The sequence below is a fragment of the Mucilaginibacter pallidiroseus genome (assembly GCF_007846085.1).
Classification (GTDB): domain Bacteria; phylum Bacteroidota; class Bacteroidia; order Sphingobacteriales; family Sphingobacteriaceae; genus Mucilaginibacter; species Mucilaginibacter pallidiroseus.
Genome location: NZ_VOEJ01000001.1, coordinates 669,533 through 693,404 on the forward strand (window position 1 = coordinate 669,533; position 23,872 = coordinate 693,404).

Sequence of the window (23,872 nt, forward strand, 5' to 3'; positions counted from 1 at the left end):
CGTTGCTTAAAAGCTGACTTTCCGCGCCGGAAACGTATTTTGCGTAGGTATAGAATCAGAGCTGTAACCTGTGTTGCTAACCATAATAGTTAGAGGAACAATTGATGACACGGGCTGGCCGCGAAATTTGGTTGGTGACCATTTCGGCATCCTTTGTAATGATTCGAGCGCTATCTTATCAAACTCAAGATCAACATTCCTGATTATTTTGGCGTTGGTAATTGCGCCATCTTTTTCTACACGAAATGTCATCATCAGCCTTCCGTGTTTGTTATTGTAGCTACCCTGATATCTAAATTTTATGGCCCTGTTAAGGTAAGCGTCTAATTTATTATGACCACCTACAAAATTCGCTTCGATATCCGGGTGGCTCTCAACGCCGTTATCATAGTAAATGTTTCCGGATACATTGTGCGTATGTCTCCAAACACCGTCTTTTTTTCCGTTAATAACAATTCCTTCCTCTTTAACTAAAAATTCATCATCGAAATCAACCCAATTCCCGTTTCCGTTTTCTGCCATCAAAACTCCTAAAGAATCGTAACAGGTGTTTAACGACACAGCGTTATTTAAATAGGTTTTGATAGTGTACAATTTGCCATTTGGGTAATAGGTTAATTCATCTTCAATTTGTATACCCCGATTATAATTTCTGATACTTTTGCGTTTTCCATTATGGTAGTATTCCATGCAGGGCCCGGTAGCGCCCGTCTGTAAAAGTCCGTCTGTGTTTAAAGATTTTGTGATGAGACGTGGCTGTGAATCCATATAATAGTCTTGTATATTATATAAGCCTGAATCGCCTTTGGTTATGAGACGTACAAATTTTGCGACATTTGCATTTTCAGCTATTGCAAAATCATTTAACATGTAAAAAGCAATGCTGTCCGGAACCAAAGCGTTTTTCTGTAAAGTAATTTGTGCTTTGACGGTGCCTGTTAACAAGGTTAAAAAAAGCAATTGTTTAAATAAAAATTTGGTAGCGCGGTGCATATAGTAGTAATTGAATAAGGCACTGTAATATACAAAAAAAGCCAAGCTACGGCAATAACAAAAGCTTTGTGCGCGGTAAGGCAAACCATTCCCTATTTTTTATATTTTTGCAATTGCCCAATACAAAGGGCTCGGCCTGTTAAATGGATATATCTGTTGTAGTACCACTTTACGATGAAGTTGAATCATTACCCGAACTTACCTCATGGATAAGCGGTGTAATGGACGAGAATAATTTTACCTATGAGATAGTTTTGGTTGACGATGGCAGCAAGGACGGCTCGTGGGGTATGATATGTAAATTAAGGGAAAATAATCCTTTTATTAAAGGCATCAGGTTCCGTCGCAACTATGGCAAATCGGCTGCGCTTAACGTTGGTTTTGATGCTGCCGAGGGCAATGTGATCATAACCATGGATGCTGACTTGCAAGATAGCCCGGACGAAATTCCTGCGTTGTATAGCCGTATAGTGGATGACAAATACGATTTAATATCAGGCTGGAAGGCAAAGCGTTACGACCCGTTATCTAAAACAATTCCTACCAAACTTTTTAACGCCGCTACTCGCAAAATGAGCGGCATTGATAACTTACACGATTTTAATTGCGGGCTTAAAGCATACCGCAAAGCTGTTATAAAAAACATCGAGGTGTATGGCGAGATGCATCGCTACATACCTGTGCTGGCAAAGTGGGCAGGATTTACACAGATTGGTGAGCAGGTGGTTGAGCACCGAGCACGTAAATACGGTAAAACCAAATTTGGCTGGTCGCGTTTTATAAACGGTTTTTTAGATCTCCTGTCGATATTTTTCGTAGGCAAGTTTGGTAAACGTCCCATGCATTTTTTCGGTTCGATGGGTACGCTTAGCTTTTTAACAGGTATCATCATTGCCATTTGGATGATAGGCGAAAAGCTATATCGCATTGCACATAATGAGCATTATCGTGATGTAACAGACAGCCCACTATTTTATCTTGCTTTGGTAGCTATTATTTTGGGCTCGCAGCTTTTTCTCACAGGCTTTGTGGCCGAGTTGGTATCACGCAGTTCAAACGACCGAAATCAATATCAGATAGCGGAGACTATTTGACGTGCAGGTTGCTTGAATAGTAGACGAGTTATAAACATCGCACTTTTTTAATTTGTACATCAGCATATTTGCAAACGTTTAATTAAACATTTGGAATTTGCATACCTGACATCTGCCTATCTATAAAATGTTTTTTTCTATAATAATCCCCTTATATAACCGGCCGCAAGAGATTGACGAACTGCTTAATACGCTCACACGGCAAATTTATAAGCACTTTGAGGTTTTGGTTATTGAAGATGGGTCGGTTAATCGTGCAGAAGAAATTGTAAAGCGCTATAGCGGTACGCTTGATGTGCAGTATTTTGAAAAACAAAACGAAGGCCAGGGTTTTACTCGGAACTTTGGGTTTGAGCGTGCCAAAGGGGATTACTTTATCATTTTCGATTCGGACTGTTTAATACCAGAGAACTATCTTGAAATAGTAAATAACTCCTTAGCTGCAAATTGGCTTGACGCCTACGGCGGCCCGGATGGTGCCCATCAATCCTTTACGCCTGTACAAAAAGCTATAAGTTACAGCATGACCTCCCCTTTTACCACCGGCGGCATACGCGGTAATAAAAAAGCTATTGGCCAGTTTCACCCGCGAAGCTTTAATATGGGTGTGTCAAGGCAGGTATGGGAAAAAGTAGGCGGTTTTGTTATTACCCGCTTGGGCGAAGATATTGAGTACAGCATTCGCATCCACGCATCAGGATTTAAGATCGGGCTGATACCTGATGCTATTGTATACCACAAGCGCCGTACCGACTTTTATAAATTTTACAAGCAGTTACATTTTTTTGGACGCGCACGTATCAACATATATAAGTTTTTTCCGTCGCAATTGAAGCTTGTGCATTTTTTCCCGGCATTAGCAACATTGGGATTGTTGTTTACCATTATTGCTAACATAATGGCTTGGCGCATTTCAGCATTATGTAACATCGTGTTGGTAGTTTACAGTTTGTTAATATTTTTTCATTCGTTGTATAAAAACAAATCGGCAAAAATTGCATTTTTGAGCATTATAGCATCAGTTACCCAACTTACCGCTTACGGATTAGGATTTATGCAGGATTTTTGGAAGCGTGTTATATTAAAAAGGTCATAAAAGCGTAGTATGTATCATCCATTTTCTGTTGCAGAAACCGTTACGGCTGCATGGAATATCTTCAGAAAGAACTTTGTAACTATAATTGTATACTCCGTTATTGCATTCTTTTTATTAGGTGTGCTCAGCCTTATCATCGGCTTTATTTACTCTCCTGAAGATTTTCTTGGCTCCATGATCGTATCGTTCATATTGATATGGTTGCAGGCCTATACTACCCTGGGCCTATACAAACTGATCTTTACCGTAATCGACAGCGAGTATTACGACTTCGAATTTATACAGGTAATACCTAAAGCCAAAATGGTGTGGAGTTATCTTGCGGTGGTATTCATCTTTGCATTCCTGGTAACAAACCTGGGTATTTTAGTAGATTATCTGGAGCAAAGCCCAAACCTTCAGTTTGCAGTTGAAGTTGTTGCCGGTGTACTGGGTTTATATCTGGCCTTGCGGATTATGTTTTTTAACACGTTTATAGTTGATGATGCCTCCGGCCCCATTGAATCATTAAAGCAAAGCTTTGAACTTACGCGTGGTTATTTATTAAAGGTAGTTTCGATACTTGCAATAATCATATTATTTATTGCCTTGCCTGCAAAGCTGGCTCAATATTACCCGTTAATATCCTTAACTATTCTATTCACCTATCCTTTTGTAAATATTATACTTGCGGTTACCTATCGCAAGTTGATTTACAGCCATCAGGATGTTGATGATGATATTGCCGAAACCAACTAATTATGGGTTTAAAAGCATCGTTAAGTAAAGTATTTGCCGCCCTGGTAAACAGGCAACTCAACCGCATACGTAGCAATGCGGTTGCCCTGCAGCAAAAAACCTTTACCAACCTGGTTGATGCTGCCATACCTACTGCCTTCGGCAAGGATCATGATTTTATCTCGATCAACAACTATGAGGACTTTAAAAAGAATGTTCCCCTTCGTGATTATGAGGATTTGCGCCCCTACATAGACCGAGTGGTAAATGGCGAGGAAGATGTAATGTGGCCCGGCAAGCCGGCATACTTAGCAAAAACATCAGGAACTACTTCTGGGGTAAAATATATTCCGATCTCAAAAGAAAGCATGCCCGAGCATATCAAAGCGGCACGCAATGCTTTGTTAAGCTACATACACGAAACAGGTAAGGCCGACTTTGTAGACGGCAAAATGATATTTTTGCAAGGCAGCCCGGTGCTCAGCGAAAATGCTGGCATTAACACCGGCAGGCTATCTGGTATTGTTGCGCACCACGTTCCTGCTTATCTCCAAAAAAATAGGCTGCCATCATACCAAACCAATTGCATTGAAGATTGGGAAGAAAAGATTGATGCCATTGTCAACGAAACCGTTAACGAGGATATGCGCCTTATATCCGGCATACCTCCATGGTGTCAAATGTATTTCGATAGGTTGTCGGCCGTAAGTGGCGGCAAAAAGATAAAAGACATCTTTCCAAACTTTAAATTATTTGTGCACGGTGGCGTAAATTACGAGCCATATCGTTCACGCATGGAGGAGGTTATCGGCACAAAGATCGATTCCATAGAAACTTACCCCGCATCTGAGGGCTTTATTGCTTTTCAAGATTCGCAAAAGGAAAAAGGCTTGCTATTGATGGTGAATGCCGGTATTTTTTACGAGTTTATTCCGTCTGACGAGTACTATAACGAAAACCCTACCCGCATTAACCTAAAGGATGTGGAACTTGATAAAAACTATGCTTTGATACTCAACACCAGTGCCGGCCTATGGGGTTACAGTATTGGCGATACGGTAAAATTTGTTTCTAAAAACCCTTACCGTATTGTGGTAACGGGCCGTATAAAGCATTATATATCTGCTTTTGGAGAGCACGTGATAGGCGAAGAAGTGGAACATGCGCTGATGAGTGTCGCCGCAAAACATGGCGTTGACGTAATTGAGTTTACGGTTGCGCCACAGGTAACACCTGATGCAGGGCAATTACCTTACCATGAGTGGTTTATAGAGTTTGGTAAAGAGCCCCAAGATATGGCAACGTTTGCCGCTGAGGTTGACAAAGCATTGCAACAAAAAAATATTTACTATTTTGACCTTATTGAGGGTAACATTTTGCAGCCTTTGATTGTCAGAAGTCTTAAAAAGGATACTTTTATAAACTATATGCGTGGCCAGGGCAAACTTGGCGGGCAAAACAAAGTGCCAAGGTTATCAAACGACAGAAAAATAGCCGACGGATTAAAAGTATTTGTTAATTGAATAACCTGGTTTGAATAATAAAAAGCAAATTGCCATTCTTGGCTCTTCCGGAAGCATAGGCACGCAAACATTAGACGTAGTTAGGCAAAACCCCGACTTGTTTAGCGTTTTTATGCTTACGGTAAACATAAACGCCGAGCTACTGATTGCGCAGGCTACCGAATTTTTGCCGAAATATGCCATTATATGCGACGAAAGCAAGTACCGGCAGGTTCGTGACGCTTTGGTACACCTGCCTGTTAAAGTGCTGGCCGGTCACGATGCAATTAGCGAATACGTAGCCCAACCTGAGATCGATATTGTATTGACAGCAATGGTGGGCTTTGCCGGTGTTGAACCTACGATAAATGCAATAAAAGCCGGGAAAGATATTGCATTGGCTAACAAGGAAACCCTGGTTGTTGCAGGCGAACTGATAACCAACCTTGCAAAAGAGCACAACGTAAAAATATTACCGGTAGATAGTGAGCACTCGGCCATTTTTCAATGTATTGCAGGCGAGTCGCATAACCCAATAGAAAAAGTTATTTTGACCGCGTCCGGCGGGCCTTTTAGGGGTAAAACTCTGGAACAGCTGGCTAACGTTACCCGCGAGCATGCGCTTAAACACCCTAACTGGGTAATGGGTGCTAAGATTACTATCGACTCGGCCTCTTTAATGAATAAAGGGCTTGAGGTAATTGAGGCGAAATGGTTATTTGATTTGCAGGTCGATCAAATTGATGTGATTGTGCATCCGCAATCAATCATCCATTCGATGGTGCAATTCGAAGATGGATCCATCAAGGCACAAATGGGTTTGCCTGATATGAAACTGCCTATACAGTATGCATTAAGCTACCCAAAGCGAATAAAAACCGACTTTAAGCGTTTCGATTTTACAAATTATCCTAATTTGACGTTTGAAAAACCAGATACCGGTACCTTTCGTAATCTTCAATTAGCGTATGATGCCTTACAGCGCGGTGGCAACATGCCATGCATAATTAATGCAGCAAATGAAATAGCGGTTGAAGCTTTCTTAAACAACAAAGTTGGCTTTTTAGAAATGAGCGATATTGTTGAGACTTGCATGCAACAAATAGCTTATATAGCACAACCCACACTTGACGACTATTTGACTACCGATAAACAAACGCGCATATTTGCGCAAAATTTAATACAAAAAAAGCCGTTAAAGGCTGTGTACTGATAACCTTAACAGAAGAGATACAACGGAATGAGCGTTTTGATAATGGCCGGCCAATTAATACTTGGTCTTTCAATTTTAGTGATACTACATGAGTTTGGGCACTTTTTGGCTGCCCGCGCTTTCGGGATAAAAGTAGAGAAGTTTTACCTGTTTTTCGACGCATGGGGCGTTAGCCTTTTTAAGTTCAATTATAAAGGTGTAGAGTACGGTATAGGCTGGCTGCCCCTTGGAGGCTACGTTAAAATTGCCGGCATGATAGATGAGTCGATGGATACCGACCAACTTGCCGGCCCGCCACAACCCTGGGAATTTAGGGCCAAACCTGCATGGCAACGTTTAATAGTGATGCTGGGCGGTATTATTGTCAACATCATTGTGGGTATATTTATCTTTTGGATGCTTACCATAAGGTATGGCGAAAGCTACACGCCCAATAACAGCATTAAATACGGTATTGTACCCGGCTCAATTGGCCGTAGTATGGGCCTTAAAGTTGGGGACAAGATCACCGCTGTTAACGGTAAACCTGTAGAGCGTTTTGAAGACCTTACAAGCTCGAAAGTATTATTGGATAACACTGTATTAACCGTACAGCGCGGTACCCAAAACTTTGATATCAAGGTACCCCCTACTATACTGAATGACCTTTCTGATCTTGGTATTGAAGAGTTTATTAGCAGGGCGCCACGTAACAAATTCAGTGTCGATTCGGTTTATGGTGCGTCTAAAAAAGCTGGTCTTCAAAAGGGTGACAGTATTGTAGCTGTAAATAACAATCCAACTTTGTTTTTTGATCAGTTACAGACGCAGCTACAAGCTAATAAAGGTAAAACTGTACAACTTTCAGTGAAACGTAACGACAGTGTATTCAACCGACCTATCCAGGTTGATGCGGAAGGTCACATTGGCTTCGCCCGTCCTATCAAAGAGGTACTGCCTAATTTAAAAACAGTTCATTACAACTTTTTCGCGGCATTACCAATTGGCGCCGTTAAAGCGTGGGGAATGTTTACAGATAACGCCAAAGGCATAGCCAAGATTTTTACCGGTCAGGTTAAGGCACGCAAGGCAATATCAAGCCCTATAGGCATTGCAGTAATGTTTGGCAGCAGTGTAGACTGGGTTAGGTTTTGGAGCCTTGTAGGTTTCCTATCAATGGTTTTAGCGCTAACAAACCTTCTGCCAATCCCAGGTTTGGATGGTGGCCATACCCTGTTCCTGATTATTGAAATGATTAAAGGCAAACCACTAAGCGATAAGTTTTTGGAACGTGCGCAGATAGTTGGCTTCGTTTTACTGATTTCGTTAATGGTGTTTGCATTTGGTAATGACATTGTGAAGCAGATAACCAAGAAATAGTATATAAGAAATTAAGAATAACGAAATGGCCGGAGTTTTCAATTCCGGCCATTATGTTTGATATAAGATTTTTTAAGGTCTCTAGGCAGTGGTCAACGCTTCAGCTTTATTGTTCTTTTTTAACAGTAACGCTACGATTAAGGAAACGATAAGGCCTATTGGAAAGATCTCCACAAAGAACGTGAACAACGCTATTTTAAACGGACTACGGTAAATATCTTTGAACGATTCCATCTCCGCTATGCTGTCTTTTATTTCCTGTGCAGATTTACCGCTTTCCTGTATTTGCTTGGTGTTGTATGCAACCAACTTATTCATAAAGTCGGGCACTACTGTATAGTAATATATCATCCATACTGCCGTGTACATGGTTGATGCTATTAAAGCTACATATAGCCCTTGTTTAAATGCCATACCGAAACTGATTGTACCGCCGTTGGCATCGCGATAGCTTTTGACATATGGGTACATAATGGCCAATGCTAAAATCATGAAGGTGTAGCCCAGCACCATACCGCCCTCAAAACTGTTTGACCGATAGCATAATGTTACATTAATAAGCATACCGGCGCTAACCACAACGCCGCTTATCAGCCCGAATTTCAATAGTTTGTTTTTCATCATTTAATATTATTTAATGCCTCAAAGGTGAATTATCGCTTTAAAAATTCATTCATACTAAAGGGTGATTTTATTGATTAAGCGAGATTTAATACAAAAGTATTAAGACCTTCACGGTATAATGCTGAGTTTCTTCCCCATATCAACTGCCTGCGTTCGCCGCTTTACATTTAGCTTTTCAAACAACCTCGAAGTATGTGTTTTGACTGTATTGACAGATACATAAAGTTCATCAGCAATCTGCTGATTGCTTGCACCCGAAGCTATGAGTTGAAGAACCTCTACCTCTCGCCTGCTAAGCCCAAGCCTGCTGAACTCGGCATCGTTAAATACAAAGTCGTCAGTTGGCCTTACAACAATTTCGCGGTCAACATACACGGTTTGCTGTTTTGGTTTGGATAGTTTTTTTGTAAGCCATACGCCCACACCTAAAAACACTGCGGCTATAAGACCAGCATATAATTCAACAGCATGATCAGTAATAATAAACTTCCACTCCAGCCATTTCAGCAGTACCATTAGAAGCGCAAGCGAAAAGCCGTATATGATAAGCGATCGGTTACGCATCAACAACGTAGTAGACATTTCAAGATTGGTTTATAACTTAAAAATAGCAATTCAAGCTAAACGGTTGCTGCTTTGCTTTGAGAAATTTTTTGAAAGCGGGTTTTTAGGCGCAGAAAATAACGCTCGTAACCGTAATAAGAAACAGTGGCCAGGGCAATGATAAGCACCATACTACCGAAATAGAAGATCAGGTTTTGGCTTACAGGCCCGGCATCTGGCAGGTAGCGCTTAACCAGGTAAAAAGTCAAAAACAAAGGGTACTTATGCAAGAGGTATATCCCGTAGGATATTTTGCCAATAAACTTAAGGCCACTGCCTTTAAATGACAACACGCTTGTTTGGCTTTCACACAAATTGGCAATTAATAAAGCCGATAAAATGGACAAGGGTAAATCGGCCCTTGGAATACCATGCGTAACATCTAGCAATGTAATCATGATAATGCCTAATATAATTAACCACTGCATATACTTGTTAAACAATGCGTTAAATAGCTTTTGGTATCTAAAGGTAAACTCCGGCCATTTGGTATTATAGTAAAGCAAGGCAACTATTGCACCAATCATCATATTATCAAAACGGGCATAATAAAGCACCTTATTAAACGCTTCAAATCCTTTGCTACGCACCGGCATACTATGTATAATAGTGGCAAACACAATTATGGATAAGCAGATGATGATAAGCACTTTAAGGATATTTTCTCGCTTTTTGATTTTAAAGATATGCGGATGGAAAATATAAAATTGCTCCTCGGTACCAATTGACCATATTGGGTCAAATATCGACGGTAACATATGCATACAAAACGCAAGGCTGGGAACAAAAAACACACTCATTAAAAATCCAGTGGTTGAGCCTTGGGCCGGATAAATAAAAAAGCCGGTCAACACCACCAGGAAGTACAACGGCCAGATGCGTAATATGCGGCGTGTGTAAAAATCGCGCATGCCTATACCGTTAAACTTTTTCTTTTCTTCGAGCAACAAATAGGTTATCAGGAAACCACTTAGCGAAAAAAATATGGTTACCCCTATTCCTCCGAAATGTGATAGATTTAAAAACTCGAAACGTTGGAAACCATAATCAACCTTGTGGTACTCAATATGCGATATAACTACCATCAATGCAGCTATTGCCCTAATGCCATCCAGATTGGCAAAGTATAAGTAACTTTTTTTATGATTTACTTCCGTCGGCGTTTCGCTCATAAGGTACGTTGGCGGCTAATAGTAGCGATAAAGTTGTTGTTTGCGCCGGCAGTATCGTAGTGATACTCGAAACTGGTACATACACTGGTTATAATTAATAAACCAAAATGTTCTGTAACATTACCAATATCCGGCATTTGGTGGGTGTCATTAAAGTCTTCAACAAAAAATGAAACCCTGTTACCTGCCTGCAATTTAGCTTTTAATGTACAATTGAAGTCATTGTAAATGGAAATAATTTCCTTTTTAAAGTTGGCAGATATTGGCCATAGGAGTTGCCTGCCCAGTATGTTAAGCATTAAAGGCGTACCCCAATCAATTTTTTTGATAACAATATTGTCTTCATCAACAGCTACTTTTATCAACGTACTTATTGCACCGCTATGCTTTACAGCATTGGTAAGTAATTCAACAAGCACAGGTTTGATATTATCGATAACTCGGGCTGATACACCACATTCCTCCAGATACACGGTTATCTCAACTACTTTTTTATAAAGCGCGTCTGCAGTGTTATTGAAAGTAAAATCCCTGGATGACGAGCCCATTTTTAAAGAGCTGAGAGTGCTGCGGTGGTTGTTGGATATATTTTAAACGCCTTATCCAACCGTATCAATCCAAAAAGGTTTTGGATGTCCTTATTTAAACCGCTTAGCACAATTTCGGCCTTATTTGATATGGCATATTTCAAAGAGGATACCAGGGCACCCAAAAAGGAACTGTCTACATAAACAACGTTATCAAAACTCACAACAAGATATTTATAACCTTCATCCACAAGGGTGTTCAATTCGGTTTTAAACGAGTCGGCCACAGTAAGGTTGGCTTCGGCTGGTTGTATGTTGGCCACTACGGCATTGCTATGCACATCTGCTATAATTGTCATCAGTTAAGTTTTTTCTATATAAATAAGGCTGCAATCATCAATGTGTGCAGCGATTATACTACTTATAAATTCACTTTGCTTAAATTCAGCAAATGGTCTGCTTAAATATGGCGACAATTCACTTTCAAATAATGCGTAGTCCGTTTTTTTTCCATCAGCATCTTCATAGTCAATTAGGCCATCAGTAAACATAAACAGCTTATCGCCTGCATTAAGGTTAATGGTTTGTTCATCAAAGCTACCGTCCTGCATTAAGCCAAGCAGCATACCAGATGATTGCACCTTTGATAAGCTTTTGCTGTTACAATCATAGTGCAATAATGGTAAGTCGCCGGCGCCGGAATAAGTCACCATGGCTGTGTCTGCATCTATCAAAACCAAACTAAGGCTGGATAGTACATCGCTAACCACCGGATCATGAAAAATCACGTTGTTTATTTTCTGCAGGATGCTTTTGGTCGAAAAATCTTCTTCGGCAATACAAATGCGTACGGCGGCCCTAATGTAGCTAAGGTAGCCAAATGAAAAGAACCATGCTCCCCATTTTTTGCCCATCACATCGCCCAATACAATGAAGGTGTAGCGCTCACTTACTTTTATAAAATCTATAAAATCGCCGCCGGGGTAATCCTGAAATGGCTTGTGCCAAAAATCCACCTCGAAGTCTTTTACAACGGGCAGCGCTTTTGGTACCGAGTGCAGGTTCAAGGCCGAAGCGGCCCTGCTAAGCTCCTGTACACTGCGCTGATGCTGCTCGTGAACGGCTGTAAGGAAGTTATTGATCTTGGTAACTATAACCGGTACCGGCGTATCTTTTAATATATAATCAATGGCTTCCATGTTTACACCGGCAAGCATAACCTGGTTATCTGCTTCGGATGTTAAAAACATGAACGGAATATCGCGGTATGCCGGTTCATCAATTAGCAGCTGCCTAAAGGCAAAACCATCAATATCGGGCATGTGATAGTCGGACAGGATAACGTCTGGCGTGTGCTGTTTAAGCACCAACATGGCTGCATTTGCCGATATTGCTTTCAGGCACTTAAACCCTTCTTTGCTTAGCGCCTTTGCCATCATCTCCAGCACAAGCGGATTATCATCTACCAGCAGTATTTTTTTTGATGGCGGCATAGGATTTGTTAGTCGTCCTGCTTTTTTATCAGGGCTGTTACCAGCAAATATACGCCTGTAAACACAATTAACAACGATATTAAATCCATTAAGGTAATACCATCATTTGGGTTAAAATAATAAATGGTAAACATCTCAAAATAAGGCGGGGCTGGCATTATTATCATAGCCATACCCAGCGTTATCATCAAGGTGCCAATGATGCCTACTAATGATTTCCTCAATCGCTCCTGGAAAATATATTTTTTGGATATTTTGCTGTCAAGCGGAGTTTGGTTAAGCAAAAACTCAAAATTGTTAAGCATATCCATCCTATCCTGCCCGGTATCAATATCCTTAAATGCCTGCAAGCTTACCGAGGGCGATTCATCAATTGCCTGGTTGATTTTCCGTTGAATAGCTTTTGCGCGGTCGCGGTTAATAACACCCTGCTTTAATAGCGTTACCAGCTCATCTGCCTTTTGCTCTAACAGCGCGGCCTCATCTGCATGTTCTTTATAATCCAATTGGGTAAACGTTATTTAAATTGAGTTACTTTTGTTATTATTATACCGTTAAACAACATATCTTAAAAAATAAGGAATGAATAAGGTTTCGATAGTTACCATCAATTACAATCAAGACAAGATAACCGAAGAACTTTTAGTATCCATAGCCGAAACCAATACTTACGCTAACATTGAAACAATTGTTGTTGACAATGGCAGTACGCACAACCCGGTGCCCGAGTGGACTACCAAATTTCCCGATGTTAAGTTTATACGGTCAGAAAGCAACCTGGGTTTCTCTGGTGGTAATAATTTGGGCATTGCCGATGCAACGGGCGACTACTATTTCCTGGTAAATAATGATACCGAGTTTACACCCGGGCTGGTTCAGAAGCTCGTGGATATACTTGATACGCACCCCCATGTTGGCATTATATCGCCCAAGTTGATGTACCATTTTAATAAAAACATTATACAGTACGTAGGCTTCACCCAAGTTGATTATTATACCTGCCGCAACCGCGCTGTGGGCAAAAATGAAACCGACAAGGGGCAGTATGATAACTTGCTTGGCCAAACTGGCTATTGCCATGGCGGCGCCATGATGGTAAAGCGCGAAACCTGCGCAAAGGCAGGCTTAATGGCCGATAACTTTTTTATTTATTACGAAGAGGTTGATTGGGGCGAGCGTATAAACAAATCGGGCTACCAGGCTTGGGTGCGCGGCGATGCTGTTATTTACCACAAAGAATCGATGACGGTTGGTAAAAAAAGTGCTTTTAAGGAGTACTTCATGAATCGTAACCGCATATTATTCATCAGGCATAATGCGCCTGCGTTTAAGGCGCTGGTGTTTTACTTTTATTTTATGCTGATGGTGGTGCCCCGTAATATTGTAAACTATATTAAAGAAGGAAAAACCGAATTTATAAGCATCCTTTTCCGGGCCATATGGTGGAACGTTACCCATAGCAAGCACAGCACCGAACTTGGTTTTACCCCTAATAAAGTTAAATGATAGTTGCCTTTTGGATAAGCCTTTTTATTGCTTTTTACACATACGCCGGTTACGGCATTTTGCTATATTTTATAATAAAGATAAAGCGAGCAGTTAAGGGTAAGCCTGCGTTGCCACCGATTATTGACGACCAACTGCCAACGTGTACCCTTGTTGTGGCTGCCTATAACGAGGAGGCTTATATGCACCAAAAGATCGCCAATTGCCTGCAGTTGGACTACCCGCAAGGTAAGCTGGATTTCATATTTGTTACCGATGGTTCTACCGACGGTACCCCCTCTGTTATTGCGCAACACCCCGAAATTAAGCTATTACACAAACCGGAGCGAGCCGGTAAAATCGCCGCGGTACACCGCGCTATGGAGAATGTAGATACTGAAGTTGTTGTATTTACAGATGCTAACACTTTCTTGAATAAGGAGGCTATTACCCGCATTTGCAGGCATTATGCCGATAAGACTGTGGGCGCAGTTGCCGGCGAAAAACGTGTACAGGTTGACGAAAATGCCGATGCGAGTGCGGCAGGCGAAGGCTTTTACTGGAAATACGAATCGACACTAAAGAAATGGGATTCGGAACTTTACTCGGTTGTTGGTGCCGCCGGAGAATTATTTAGCGTAAGGCGTAATCTGTACCAGGATGTGCCTGCCAATACCGTTCTTGATGACTTTATGATTTCCATGCTGATAGCTGATAAAGGTTACAGAATTATTTACGAGCCCGACGCTTATGCGCTTGAAACAGCATCAGAAAACGTGACTGAAGAGCTGAAACGTAAAATACGGATAGCGGCCGGCGGTATCCAATCAATAATATGGCTAAAGAGCTTGCTGCTGCCGTTCAAATATCCTATTCTCTCCTTCCAGTACATTAGTCACCGTGTATTACGATGGACGGTTACGCCCTTTTTTATGATACTGGCCTTTGTGTTGAATATTTTAATTATTGCGCAAAGCTTTAGCTGGCTATACATGCTGTTGCTTGTTGGGCAAGTTATGTTTTACGCATCGGCATTTTTAGGATTAATTTTAGAGAAACGGCAGCTCCGTGTTAAAGTACTTTTTATCCCCTACTACTTCTGCGTAATGAATTACGCTGTACTGGCCGGTATAATCCGCTACTTCACCAAAAAACAAAGTGCAGTCTGGGAAAAAGCACAACGTAGGGCTTGATATAGTTGTTGGTCTTAGTAGTTGGGTAAATATTTAAACTTACGGCCATCTAAAAACGATCCTACCTCAGTATCGTCTCCGTAATTTTCGCGATATCTACCGTTATTTTATTGATGAAGCCGAGCTGTTCTTTCATTAGCATTTCATCAGGTGTCGGTTGCGCTTCGGTAAATGGCGGCTTTACAGGTTCCGTTTTTGGCGGTTCAATTTGCGGGCCGTCTGTACTTACAATCACATCGTCAATTTTGGCAACAGTATCTTTTAATACCGCGATACTGCGCTTTACTAGTTTCTGCGTATCGGCATGTGGTTGTTGCGGCATATTGCGCACGAGTGCAGATGCCATGTTAGCCGTGTAAGATGATAAGATGTGGTTAAGCACCACAAATTTGTGTATGTCCTTGATGTGATATTGCTTGCTTTTGGGCTCGGATGTCATTCGCTCGAACGTAGCCGATAGGTTGGCCGAGTTTACAAAAACGTCTTTTCTGGCAAGCTTATATTCAGTAACACTTACCAGCCTGCCTGCTACGCTTTCAGCGATTTTTTGCAGGTAATTTATATTTGCGGTTAGCACCGCCTTCATGTTTTGTTGCACCTGCTCAAACTCCCAGGTAGGGAAAATCACGTAGCTGGCTACAAATGCAATGGTTGAGCCGATGATGGTATCAATGATACGCTCCTGTGCCACATTTAATAAGCCTACCCCAAGGAACTTGAACAAAATAAGTACGTAAGGGGTCATGAATATTACCGACACAACGTAGTTTAGCCGTAAAAAACTATATGTGCCTAACATAAATACGATCAGGAAAACAAACTGAACATCTTTATTAGGTATAAAGGTTAAGATGAATATACCTATAAGCCCCCCGCCTATTGTTCCAATTAAACGTTGATAATTACGCTGTTTGGACAAGCTAAAACCAGGTTTAAGAATTACGATGATGGTAAGCAGTACCCAATAACTGTGTCCGCCAAGCGCAAAGTTTTTAGCGGTTATAAATCCAATAAGGCAAACAAGCGCCACGCGCAAAGCATGTTTAAACGTGGCCGACTTTAATGTGAAGTTATCCCAAAAAATGTGCGGTGCATAGTCCTGGTGGCTTACAAATTTGGAGTATTCAACTTCGGGACTATCTGTATCTAAGAGCCCGTCGGACGCTTTTGAATGGTAGTATTTGTAAAGGTTGTTGATGCTTTTACCCAATTCGCGGAGGTTAATCAGGATTTTTTTTAGCACGATGTTGCTTGCAACAGTTTGGTCATTACCTATCGCGTCAATCTTGGTTTTAAGTTTTTCAAGGCCTGGTTCAATATTGCTTAACTTTTCAGGGCGGGCGTTAGCCAACACGGCGTATCCAATATTATCAAGATCTTCGGCAAGCAGGTCAAGAAAATCTGCTATATCTGTAATGATCCCCGTCCCTACAAAGCGTTTGCGAATTTCCGAATAGTCGTAATGCGTAGCCATTATTTGCTCAAACATATCAACCAGGTCAATAAACGTGAGCACCAAAATCCTGCTGGCCCAAGTCGACTCCTTTACCACCAACCTGCTTTTAAATAATAGCTCGCGTACGGCATCCTGGTGGTTGCTTACCTGTATCTGCTGTAAAACCAACTTGCGGTAGTTTTCATCCAGATCTACATTTGGACGGTAAAAATCTGCCTTGATGCGTAAAAACCTGGCAATGTCTGTAACGTTCTCGGCAAGCGTTTGCTGGGCAGCGCGATAGGGCCTTATCCCAAAAAAAACAAGGCTAAAAAGCATATACCATACGCCGCCGGCAAAAATGGTTAAAGAGTAGGGTATTATTTCGTTTCCCGGCTCATCTTTACCAAGCATAAATATCATTATCAATAACGACGCTGTGCCTACCGCTGCTGCCCTGTTTCCATAAACCACGAACATCGAAAACAGGAACGAAAATACAGTGATCTCCAACCCTAACGCATACACATTCATCCTGGCATAGCCCGTAATAATTGCTACCAGCAATACGCATATCGAGCCAATGGCCATACTGTTACGCTTGTGTGTTGCCGGCCCCGGACTATCAATTGTACAAATACATAATGCACCCAATGATAGTGTTAGGCCAAGGTCGAAATGGCCCAATTGCATCATACCCAAAGCAGGTATCAGTATTCCGGCAGAAATACGCAACCCGTCAGAAAAGTATTGACTAAAAAAGAAGCTTTTTATTTCGCGCTGCCGGTTACTCATTTACGTTGGTATTCCTTATAAAATAATGTTCAAATCTACGCAATTTAATGCGGAGGCTTACCCGTAACAATTTTGGCATTGAAATGTATTAAGTATTATAAATTTTTAGTTTTTAGGACGATTTTAATTTTAGATACTTAAATTCACGCCGGTGTTGCCATTGATTGCAACATTTGTTCACTTTCAAAAACCGCTTTATTATGCCATCTACTCAAAGGGCCATCCAGCGCGAAACCATTTTTAACAACGAGGTTGTAAAACGTTTCGAGTTGTATAACAGTTTGTTCCAAACGTTGCCTTTTTACCAGGTTAAAAATACAGGTATCCTGTTGCCGTTTTTTAGCTCACACTGCGAAGAAGAAGTACAAAAAGGCGCCTCGCCGGATGCCATTATCCAATCATTTTTTAGTAAATACGTACCTGATATTGATAACCGCGAGCAAATAAACCGTCTGTTCAGATTTATCCAATACATTGAGCGTCAAGTAGTTTTGTTTGACGCCATTGAAGATTCATCTTTTGGCAAGTTTGAACGGGCCGATGATACTGGCACACTGCAAAACATGGTGCAGCAAGCATCTATTGATGATGAAACGCGCCAAAACATAAGCAAGCAGCTAAAAGACTTCTCGCTAAGGCTTGTGCTCACCGCCCACCCTACGCAATTTTACCCTGGTGCGGTTTTAGGTATCATGACAGACTTGATTGACGCACTAAAAACCAACGATATCAATAGCATCGACGGTTTATTACAGCAATTGGGCAAAACGCCTTTCTTTAATAAAAAGTCGCCAACCCCGGTTGATGAGGCGGTTAGCCTGGTATGGTTCCTTGAAAATGTTTTCTACCATGCATTGTCGGGCATACAGGATAAACTGGAAACTGAATTTGACCTTGACGGCAGCCACCAATTGCTTGAACTTGGCTTTTGGCCCGGAGGCGACAGGGACGGAAACCCGAACGTAAATACCGAAACTACCCGCCAGGTATCATCCCTGCTGAGGCAATATATATTCAGATGCTACTATCGCGACTTTAGGGAAGTAAAGCGCCGTATCACATTCAGGGGTTTCGACGAAACCATAAGCAATCTGGAACAGTTGCTTTATAACAATGCCTTTAACAAGCAAACGGATGCTAGGGACTTGCAGCCGGAAATTTTGGCCACGCTGCAAGCCATGCGCGACCAGCTGAAAACTGAGCACGACGGGCTGTTTATCAAAGTAGTTGAAAACCTGATACAAAAGGTTCAACTGTTTGGTTCATACTTTGCAACGTTAGATATACGGCAGGATAGCCGTGTACTGCGCGATGTATTTAAATATTGCACCGCCAAAATATATACTGGTGTACCTAAAGAATACCAGGAAATGAATGAGGAACAGAAGCTGAAAAGCCTGCCCTTCAATCAAGCCGACTTTAAGTGCCCGGAAACAGCCGACGACATGACCCGTGATACGCTGGACACGATACGGCTGATGAAACAAATACAACACAGCAACGGCCAAAAAGGTTGCCAGCGTTTTATCATAAGTAACTGCCAAAAAGCCTCAGACATATTACAGCTTATCGACCTCTTTTTATGGAGCGGCTGGGAAAAAAACAAGCTTACGGTTGATTTTATGCCGTTGTTTGAAACCGTTAATGACCTTAAGGCCGCGGCCGAGGTTATGGAGACGTTATACAACCACCCCTTTTATAAATCGCACCTTGTGCAGCGCGGCAACAAACAAACAATCATGCTTGGCTTCTCGGATAGCACAAAGGATGGTGGCTATCTAATGGCCAACTGGTCCATATACAAAGCCAAAGTTGAGCTTACTGCCATGGCGCGCAAATATGGCATTGCCCTGGCGTTTTTCGATGGCAGAGGTGGCCCACCGGCACGTGGCGGCGGCAAAACACATCGTTTTTATGCTTCAATGGGTAAGGAAATAGCGAATGAACATATCCAGCTGACTATACAGGGGCAAACCGTAAGTTCGCAATATGGATCAGTAGAGACTGCGCGCTTTAACACCGGGCAATTGATAAACGCCGGTGTTATATCTGCCCTGCATCCAAATCATAAGGATTTACTTGACGAAAAACATAAGGCTCTGATTGCAGAAATGGCGGAAGCAAGCCATGAGTTGTTCCTGGCTTTACGGGAAGACCCATTGTTTGTGGAGTATCTGGAAAAATTTAGTCCGCTTAAGTTGCTGTCGCAGATCAATATCAGCAGCCGCCCAACAAAGCGTAACGCCGATGCCAAGTTAAGGCTGGAAGATTTAAGAGCAATTAGCTTCGTAACATCATGGAGCCAACTAAAGCAAAGCATCCCCGGTTTCTACGGCGTAGGTACAGCACTTAAGAAAATGAAAGATGCAGGCAACTGGCAAGAAGTAAAGGAACTTTACCATGCATCTGGATTCTTTAAAACCATGTTGGACAATTGCATGATGTCTATGTCCAAATCGGATTTCAGGATTACGGCGTACATGGAGAAGGACAAGAAATTTGGGAAATTTTGGAAAGGGCTTAAAGCTGAATTTGAACTTACCAGAAGCCTGTTGCTTGAACTTACCGACAGCAAAGTGTTAATGGAAGAATACCCTATTGAAAGCCGCTCTATCGCGATACGTGAAAAGATAATATTACCATTGGTTGTAATACAGCACTATGCCTTAAACCAACTTGACACCGTAAAAGATAGCGAACTGGAGGGTATCTATAAAAAATTGGTTATACGTACGGTTTATGGCATCATCAACGCCGGCCGTAATCTTGTATAATGTAAATTTGTTCTCAACTCAAAAGCCCCGTTAGCTCTGAATGCTGATGGGGCTTTTTCGCAACATGTATTTGGCTTTTTAATTTTTCAACAAGCGGCTTAACGTTTTCCTTGGCAAATACGCTTTTTGTATATTTGAAGAGCTATTTTATCCTAATGAATTTCGACGAAAATGATGTTGCGAAGTATGCGCAATTGGACTTGGTTAATATAATTTCACGTTACGTTTTGCTGCAACCCAGCAGGAAAGCCTTAAAGGGCAAATGCCCATTTCACAAAGACGATACTACCTCCCTAATGGTATCGCCAGAAAAAAACACCTTTAAATGCTTTGGCTGCGGCGCAGAGGGTGGCGCCGTTGAGTTTTTGATGGGCATTGACGGCAAGTCGCGGAACGAGGTAATATCTCAACTGGCACAACAAACTTTTGGTGTTACAAAAAAGGTAGTGGCTTAACACGTTACGGCATTTATCGTACCCTTTCAGTCGCGTTGCTAAACTTGGCGGTTATGATTGTGAAAACTGAATGAATTTTTCGTTGTTGTGTTTATTTATACTTAACACAACCCCAATGAAGACCGTTGTTTATATACTTATTGCCGCGACAATGCTGAGCAGCTTTACAGCTTGTAACCGGTCGCGGAAGTCAAAAAATTACAATAATGTTGCGGCGGCCGATTCTACATCAGCATTTCTTAAATCGGCTGTAGCATTTGGTAATGCTGAGGTTAAGTACGGTAGCATAGCGCTTCAAAATTCAAAAAACAGCAGCGTTAGGGCGCTTGCAAAAATGATAATTGCAGACCAAACCGACCTGCTATCGAATCTACATAAACTTGCTTCAAAAAAAGGTGTAAATGTCAATGGCACTACAAGCGAAAATGAAGCGTACCATTTGAAAAGCTTATCTGCAAAAACAGCTTCGGCTTTTGATAAGGAGTATGTGCAGTTAGCTGTTACCGACCATGAGAGAGCTGTAAAGTTATTTAATACTGCTCAAAATGATCCCGACGCAGAGGTGAGCGACTTTGCGGCCAAATACATTACACAATTGCAGGAGCATTTAAAAAACGCAAATGCCATTTGCCAAAGCGAGGGTTTAAAATAGTTTCAGTTGCTGATCTACAGGCGGCTTGGCGTAACCCATAACCGTGCGTCCGCCATATTTCCACGATTCGCTTCTCTCCTTTTCAATAACCTTGTCAAAATTGGCGTTGGGCGTAAACCCATTTTCTGCTTCCATTGATATTTTGTGGAGGCGCTTGATCGCTTCATTCGTATCATTATTACCTAACCTGGCTTTGTACATTGCTTTTTGCAAGGTGTTAATCGTATCGTCATACACCTTCAATGGTACCGGGAACGGATGACCATCCTTTCCACCATGCGCAAATGAAAACCTGGCCGGATCATTAAACCTGGATGGCGTGCCATGTATAACTTCGCTTACAAGCGCTAGTGATTGCAGCGTACGCGGCCCCAAGCCCTGCAACAGCAGCAACTCCTCAAAATCCTTAGGCTCTTTTTCGTGCGCAAGCCATAAAACTGCTCCTAACCTTTTCAGGTCAATATCCTTAGCCTTTAAATCGTGGTGTGATGGCATTACTAACCGGTTAATCTCTTTCATCATACGGTCGGGCTGCTCGGCAGCAATCCGCATTACCGCATTACGGCTTCCGGCCGCTTGCCTGTCGGTCATGTTCAAAATTAAACCACTATTCTTACCGTAAACAAAAGTATGCGGCTCATCTACAAAAGAGGTTAACTGCTCCGAGTGCCAATGATATCGCCTTGCGGTGCTGCTGCTATCACTCATCCCCTGCTGCACCACAGCCCATTTACCCGTGTCACTAAGTATAAAATTATGCGTATAAAGTTGAAAGCCATCCTGAATGGCGGTGTTGTCTACCTTTGCACTTAACTTACTGCACCTAACAAGGTAATTGGCATCCAAACCCGTGGTATTACCTACAGCCAGCAGTTCATCGGGCGTGCGTTTAGATGCTTTGCCTTTTCCACCGCAAATGTATATGCCTAACTCCCGGCATCTTACATTTACGGTGCGTTTTAAAGCGCCCATCACTGATGTGGTGATTCCCGACGAATGCCAGTCCATACCCATCACAGCGCCAAGGCTTTGGAACCAAAATGGATTGCTGAGGCGGCGTAGCACTTCGTCTTTGCCGTAATCAAGCACAATATTTTCAATTACAGCAATGCCCAATTTACCCATCCGCTCGGCAAGCCATAACGGAACATGGCCATGGTGTAAAGGCATATCTGCACTACCCGATCTTTTCATGCTAACAAATTTAGCAATAAAAATTTGAGTTAGCGAAGAGACTTACACCGCTCCAAAAGCATATTTAACATCGGTCCAAAACTCATCAAGCGCTATAATGCGTGGTTTAAAAAATGATATCAGTTGCGGCCAGTTTTCCTGCTGATAAACGCTTACAGACGGAAGGCTTGTGTAAACACGACTTATTGTTTTACCAAACTCATCGTGACAGTGTAGTTGCCAATTCCATTCTTCACCGAGTGTAGCGTGCAGTAGCGTTTTATAAGATTGCAGCTGATCAAAAAATAATTCCTGCAGCTCAGTATCGGGGTGTGACAGATCAATACTGATTTGGGCAATTTTATTGTCGGCCTGCATGCGAAAGCTAATATGCTTTACCCCGGTTTTGTAATTGATCCAATTGGTTCTGAGGCCCTCGGCAGATAAAACCGGACTCATATATTGCCCAAATGCCGTCCAGAATGATTGCCTTATTTGTGATGCCTGATCTTTTGAGTACATTGAATTTAACCGGATTGGACCTTACGCAGCTGCGAAATTAAAAAACAATTAGGTTTAACCACATCGCACCACTAAAACTTTGGACTATAGCTGATGTTTAGATCATAGTACGTATGAAAAACTTAATCTTTATTTTCTTTTCTATAATAAGCTATTCGGCTTTTAGCCAGCAGACCTTGTTTGATACAACATTACGCCCGCAACTGATATCAAGGCAATTTAAATTCACCGAAGGGCCTGCTGCAGACAAGACTGGAAACGTTTATTTTACTGATCAGCCGAATAATAAGATATGGAAGTATGGTTTAAACGGTAAGCTTTCGGTATTTATGGACAGCGCCGGGCGTGGTAATGGTACCTACTTTGACAGGAAAGGCAACTTACTCGTTTGTGCCGATGAGCACAATCAACTGTGGCAGGTTAATAAAAATAAAAAGGTAACCGTGCTGATAAAAGACTTTAAAGGGCACCTGCTCAACGGGCCTAATGATCTTTGGGTGCACCCAAACGGTAACATATACTTTACCGACCCTTATTATCAACGCGATTACTGGACACGCACCAAGCCGGACATGCCAACTCAAAACGTTTTCTACTTACCTGCAGGGGCTAAAGAACCAATTGCGCTTGATGAAAGCATGGTGCGACCCAATGGGATTGTAGGAACGCCGAATGGCAAAATCCTTTACGTGGCAGATATAGGCGATAATAAAATTTACCGTTTCGAAATCCAAAAAGACGGTAAGCTTAGTAACAGAAAAATATTTATAAACCAAGGCGCAGATGGCATAACGCTCGACGAAAAAGGAAATTTGTACCTGGCTGGCAAAGGTGTAACAATCTATAATGCTGACGGTGTCAAAATCGCTCATATCGATGTGCCGGAACCATGGACAGCCAACCTATGCTTTGGCGGGCGAAAAAAAGATATTTTATTCATTACCGCTTCAACGGCAATTTACACCATGCAAATGAAGGTTAAAGGCGTCGAGTAG

The 23,872-nt window shown here is 41.9% G+C and carries 23 protein-coding genes; 12 read left to right on the plus strand and 11 right to left on the minus strand.

Going from position 1 to position 23,872, the window contains the following annotated elements; translation table 11 throughout:
• Positions 1-6: 6 nt before the first annotated feature.
• The gene (locus FPZ43_RS02980; RefSeq protein ID WP_186461746.1) at positions 7-768 is read right to left on the minus strand and encodes an energy transducer TonB; all 762 of its coding nucleotides are present in this window, start codon (positions 766-768) and stop codon (positions 7-9) included.
• Between the two features lie 368 nt (positions 769-1,136).
• Between FPZ43_RS02980 and FPZ43_RS02985 the strand changes: the two genes are divergently transcribed.
• The 6 genes from FPZ43_RS02985 (at position 1,137) to rseP (ending at position 7,974) form a co-directional block, all read left to right on the plus strand.
• On the plus strand, positions 1,137-2,087 hold the full coding sequence (locus FPZ43_RS02985) for a glycosyltransferase family 2 protein (protein WP_146380351.1): 951 nt from the start codon (positions 1,137-1,139) through the stop codon (positions 2,085-2,087).
• A gap of 127 nt (positions 2,088-2,214) precedes the next feature.
• Positions 2,215-3,183 (plus strand): glycosyltransferase, encoded by a 969-nt coding sequence (locus FPZ43_RS02990; protein ID WP_146380352.1) that lies wholly within the window; start codon positions 2,215-2,217, stop codon positions 3,181-3,183.
• A gap of 9 nt (positions 3,184-3,192) precedes the next feature.
• Positions 3,193-3,921 (plus strand): hypothetical protein, encoded by a 729-nt coding sequence (locus FPZ43_RS02995; protein WP_146380353.1) that lies wholly within the window; start codon positions 3,193-3,195, stop codon positions 3,919-3,921.
• A gap of 2 nt (positions 3,922-3,923) precedes the next feature.
• The gene (locus FPZ43_RS03000; protein ID WP_146380354.1) at positions 3,924-5,423 is read left to right on the plus strand and encodes a GH3 auxin-responsive promoter family protein; all 1,500 of its coding nucleotides are present in this window, start codon (positions 3,924-3,926) and stop codon (positions 5,421-5,423) included.
• A 10-nt stretch (positions 5,424-5,433) separates the two neighbouring features.
• Positions 5,434-6,615: a 1-deoxy-D-xylulose-5-phosphate reductoisomerase gene (locus FPZ43_RS03005; protein WP_146380355.1), complete on the plus strand. Its 1,182-nt coding sequence runs from the start codon at positions 5,434-5,436 to the stop codon at positions 6,613-6,615.
• A 27-nt stretch (positions 6,616-6,642) separates the two neighbouring features.
• Entirely contained in the window at positions 6,643-7,974 is a 1,332-nt protein-coding gene (rseP, locus tag FPZ43_RS03010; RefSeq protein WP_146380356.1) for an RIP metalloprotease RseP, read from the plus strand.
• A gap of 81 nt (positions 7,975-8,055) precedes the next feature.
• Here rseP and FPZ43_RS03015 read toward each other — a convergent pair whose 3' ends face one another.
• From FPZ43_RS03015 to FPZ43_RS03045, 7 genes are all read right to left on the minus strand, one after another.
• Positions 8,056-8,595 carry a DUF4199 domain-containing protein gene (locus FPZ43_RS03015; protein ID WP_186461747.1) on the minus strand — a complete coding sequence of 180 codons (540 nt, stop codon included), beginning with the start codon at positions 8,593-8,595 and terminating at the stop codon, positions 8,056-8,058.
• Between the two features lie 111 nt (positions 8,596-8,706).
• Positions 8,707-9,180, minus strand: coding sequence for a response regulator transcription factor (locus tag FPZ43_RS03020; RefSeq protein ID WP_146380358.1), 474 nt, complete (start codon positions 9,178-9,180; stop codon positions 8,707-8,709).
• A gap of 38 nt (positions 9,181-9,218) precedes the next feature.
• Positions 9,219-10,373, minus strand: a complete 1,155-nt coding sequence (locus FPZ43_RS03025) for an acyltransferase family protein (RefSeq protein ID WP_146380359.1) — start codon at positions 10,371-10,373, stop codon at positions 9,219-9,221.
• Positions 10,370-10,921: an ATP-binding protein gene (locus FPZ43_RS03030; protein ID WP_146380360.1), complete on the minus strand. Its 552-nt coding sequence runs from the start codon at positions 10,919-10,921 to the stop codon at positions 10,370-10,372. Before FPZ43_RS03030 ends, FPZ43_RS03025 begins: the two co-directional genes overlap by 4 nt.
• Positions 10,922-10,923: 2 nt before the next feature.
• Positions 10,924-11,259 carry an STAS domain-containing protein gene (locus tag FPZ43_RS03035; RefSeq protein ID WP_146380361.1) on the minus strand — a complete coding sequence of 112 codons (336 nt, stop codon included), beginning with the start codon at positions 11,257-11,259 and terminating at the stop codon, positions 10,924-10,926.
• Between the two features lie 3 nt (positions 11,260-11,262).
• Positions 11,263-12,393 (minus strand): fused response regulator/phosphatase, encoded by a 1,131-nt coding sequence (locus FPZ43_RS03040; protein ID WP_146380362.1) that lies wholly within the window; start codon positions 12,391-12,393, stop codon positions 11,263-11,265.
• Between the two features lie 8 nt (positions 12,394-12,401).
• On the minus strand, positions 12,402-12,899 hold the full coding sequence (locus FPZ43_RS03045) for a hypothetical protein (RefSeq protein ID WP_146380363.1): 498 nt from the start codon (positions 12,897-12,899) through the stop codon (positions 12,402-12,404).
• A 76-nt stretch (positions 12,900-12,975) separates the two neighbouring features.
• On the opposite strand from FPZ43_RS03045, the gene FPZ43_RS03050 reads away from it, so the two are divergent.
• Positions 12,976-13,899: a glycosyltransferase family 2 protein gene (locus FPZ43_RS03050; RefSeq protein ID WP_146380364.1), complete on the plus strand. Its 924-nt coding sequence runs from the start codon at positions 12,976-12,978 to the stop codon at positions 13,897-13,899.
• Positions 13,896-15,071, plus strand: coding sequence for a glycosyltransferase family 2 protein (locus tag FPZ43_RS03055; RefSeq protein ID WP_146380365.1), 1,176 nt, complete (start codon positions 13,896-13,898; stop codon positions 15,069-15,071). The genes FPZ43_RS03050 and FPZ43_RS03055 overlap by 4 nt, the downstream gene beginning before the upstream one ends.
• Positions 15,072-15,132: 61 nt before the next feature.
• Here FPZ43_RS03055 and FPZ43_RS03060 read toward each other — a convergent pair whose 3' ends face one another.
• On the minus strand, positions 15,133-17,301 hold the full coding sequence (locus tag FPZ43_RS03060; protein ID WP_146380366.1) for an FUSC family membrane protein: 2,169 nt from the start codon (positions 17,299-17,301) through the stop codon (positions 15,133-15,135).
• 200 nt (positions 17,302-17,501) lie between these two features.
• On the opposite strand from FPZ43_RS03060, the gene FPZ43_RS03065 reads away from it, so the two are divergent.
• The 3 genes from FPZ43_RS03065 (at position 17,502) to FPZ43_RS03075 (ending at position 21,182) form a co-directional block, all read left to right on the plus strand.
• Positions 17,502-20,075, plus strand: a complete 2,574-nt coding sequence (locus FPZ43_RS03065) for a phosphoenolpyruvate carboxylase (RefSeq protein WP_146380367.1) — start codon at positions 17,502-17,504, stop codon at positions 20,073-20,075.
• Between the two features lie 155 nt (positions 20,076-20,230).
• Positions 20,231-20,530, plus strand: a complete 300-nt coding sequence (locus FPZ43_RS03070; protein WP_146380368.1) for a CHC2 zinc finger domain-containing protein — start codon at positions 20,231-20,233, stop codon at positions 20,528-20,530.
• A gap of 115 nt (positions 20,531-20,645) precedes the next feature.
• Positions 20,646-21,182, plus strand: coding sequence for a DUF4142 domain-containing protein (locus FPZ43_RS03075; RefSeq protein WP_186461748.1), 537 nt, complete (start codon positions 20,646-20,648; stop codon positions 21,180-21,182).
• Here FPZ43_RS03075 and FPZ43_RS03080 read toward each other — a convergent pair.
• Together FPZ43_RS03080 and FPZ43_RS03085 are read right to left on the minus strand one after the other, a co-directional pair.
• Entirely contained in the window at positions 21,174-22,376 is a 1,203-nt protein-coding gene (locus tag FPZ43_RS03080; RefSeq protein WP_146380370.1) for a DUF763 domain-containing protein, read from the minus strand. The genes FPZ43_RS03075 and FPZ43_RS03080 overlap by 9 nt on opposite strands.
• 42 nt (positions 22,377-22,418) lie before the next feature.
• Positions 22,419-22,877 carry a DUF4268 domain-containing protein gene (locus tag FPZ43_RS03085; protein WP_146380371.1) on the minus strand — a complete coding sequence of 153 codons (459 nt, stop codon included), beginning with the start codon at positions 22,875-22,877 and terminating at the stop codon, positions 22,419-22,421.
• Positions 22,878-22,990: 113 nt separating this feature from the next.
• On the opposite strand from FPZ43_RS03085, the gene FPZ43_RS03090 reads away from it, so the two are divergent.
• Complete coding sequence (locus FPZ43_RS03090) at positions 22,991-23,872, plus strand: SMP-30/gluconolactonase/LRE family protein (RefSeq protein WP_146380372.1); 882 nt, start codon at positions 22,991-22,993, stop codon at positions 23,870-23,872.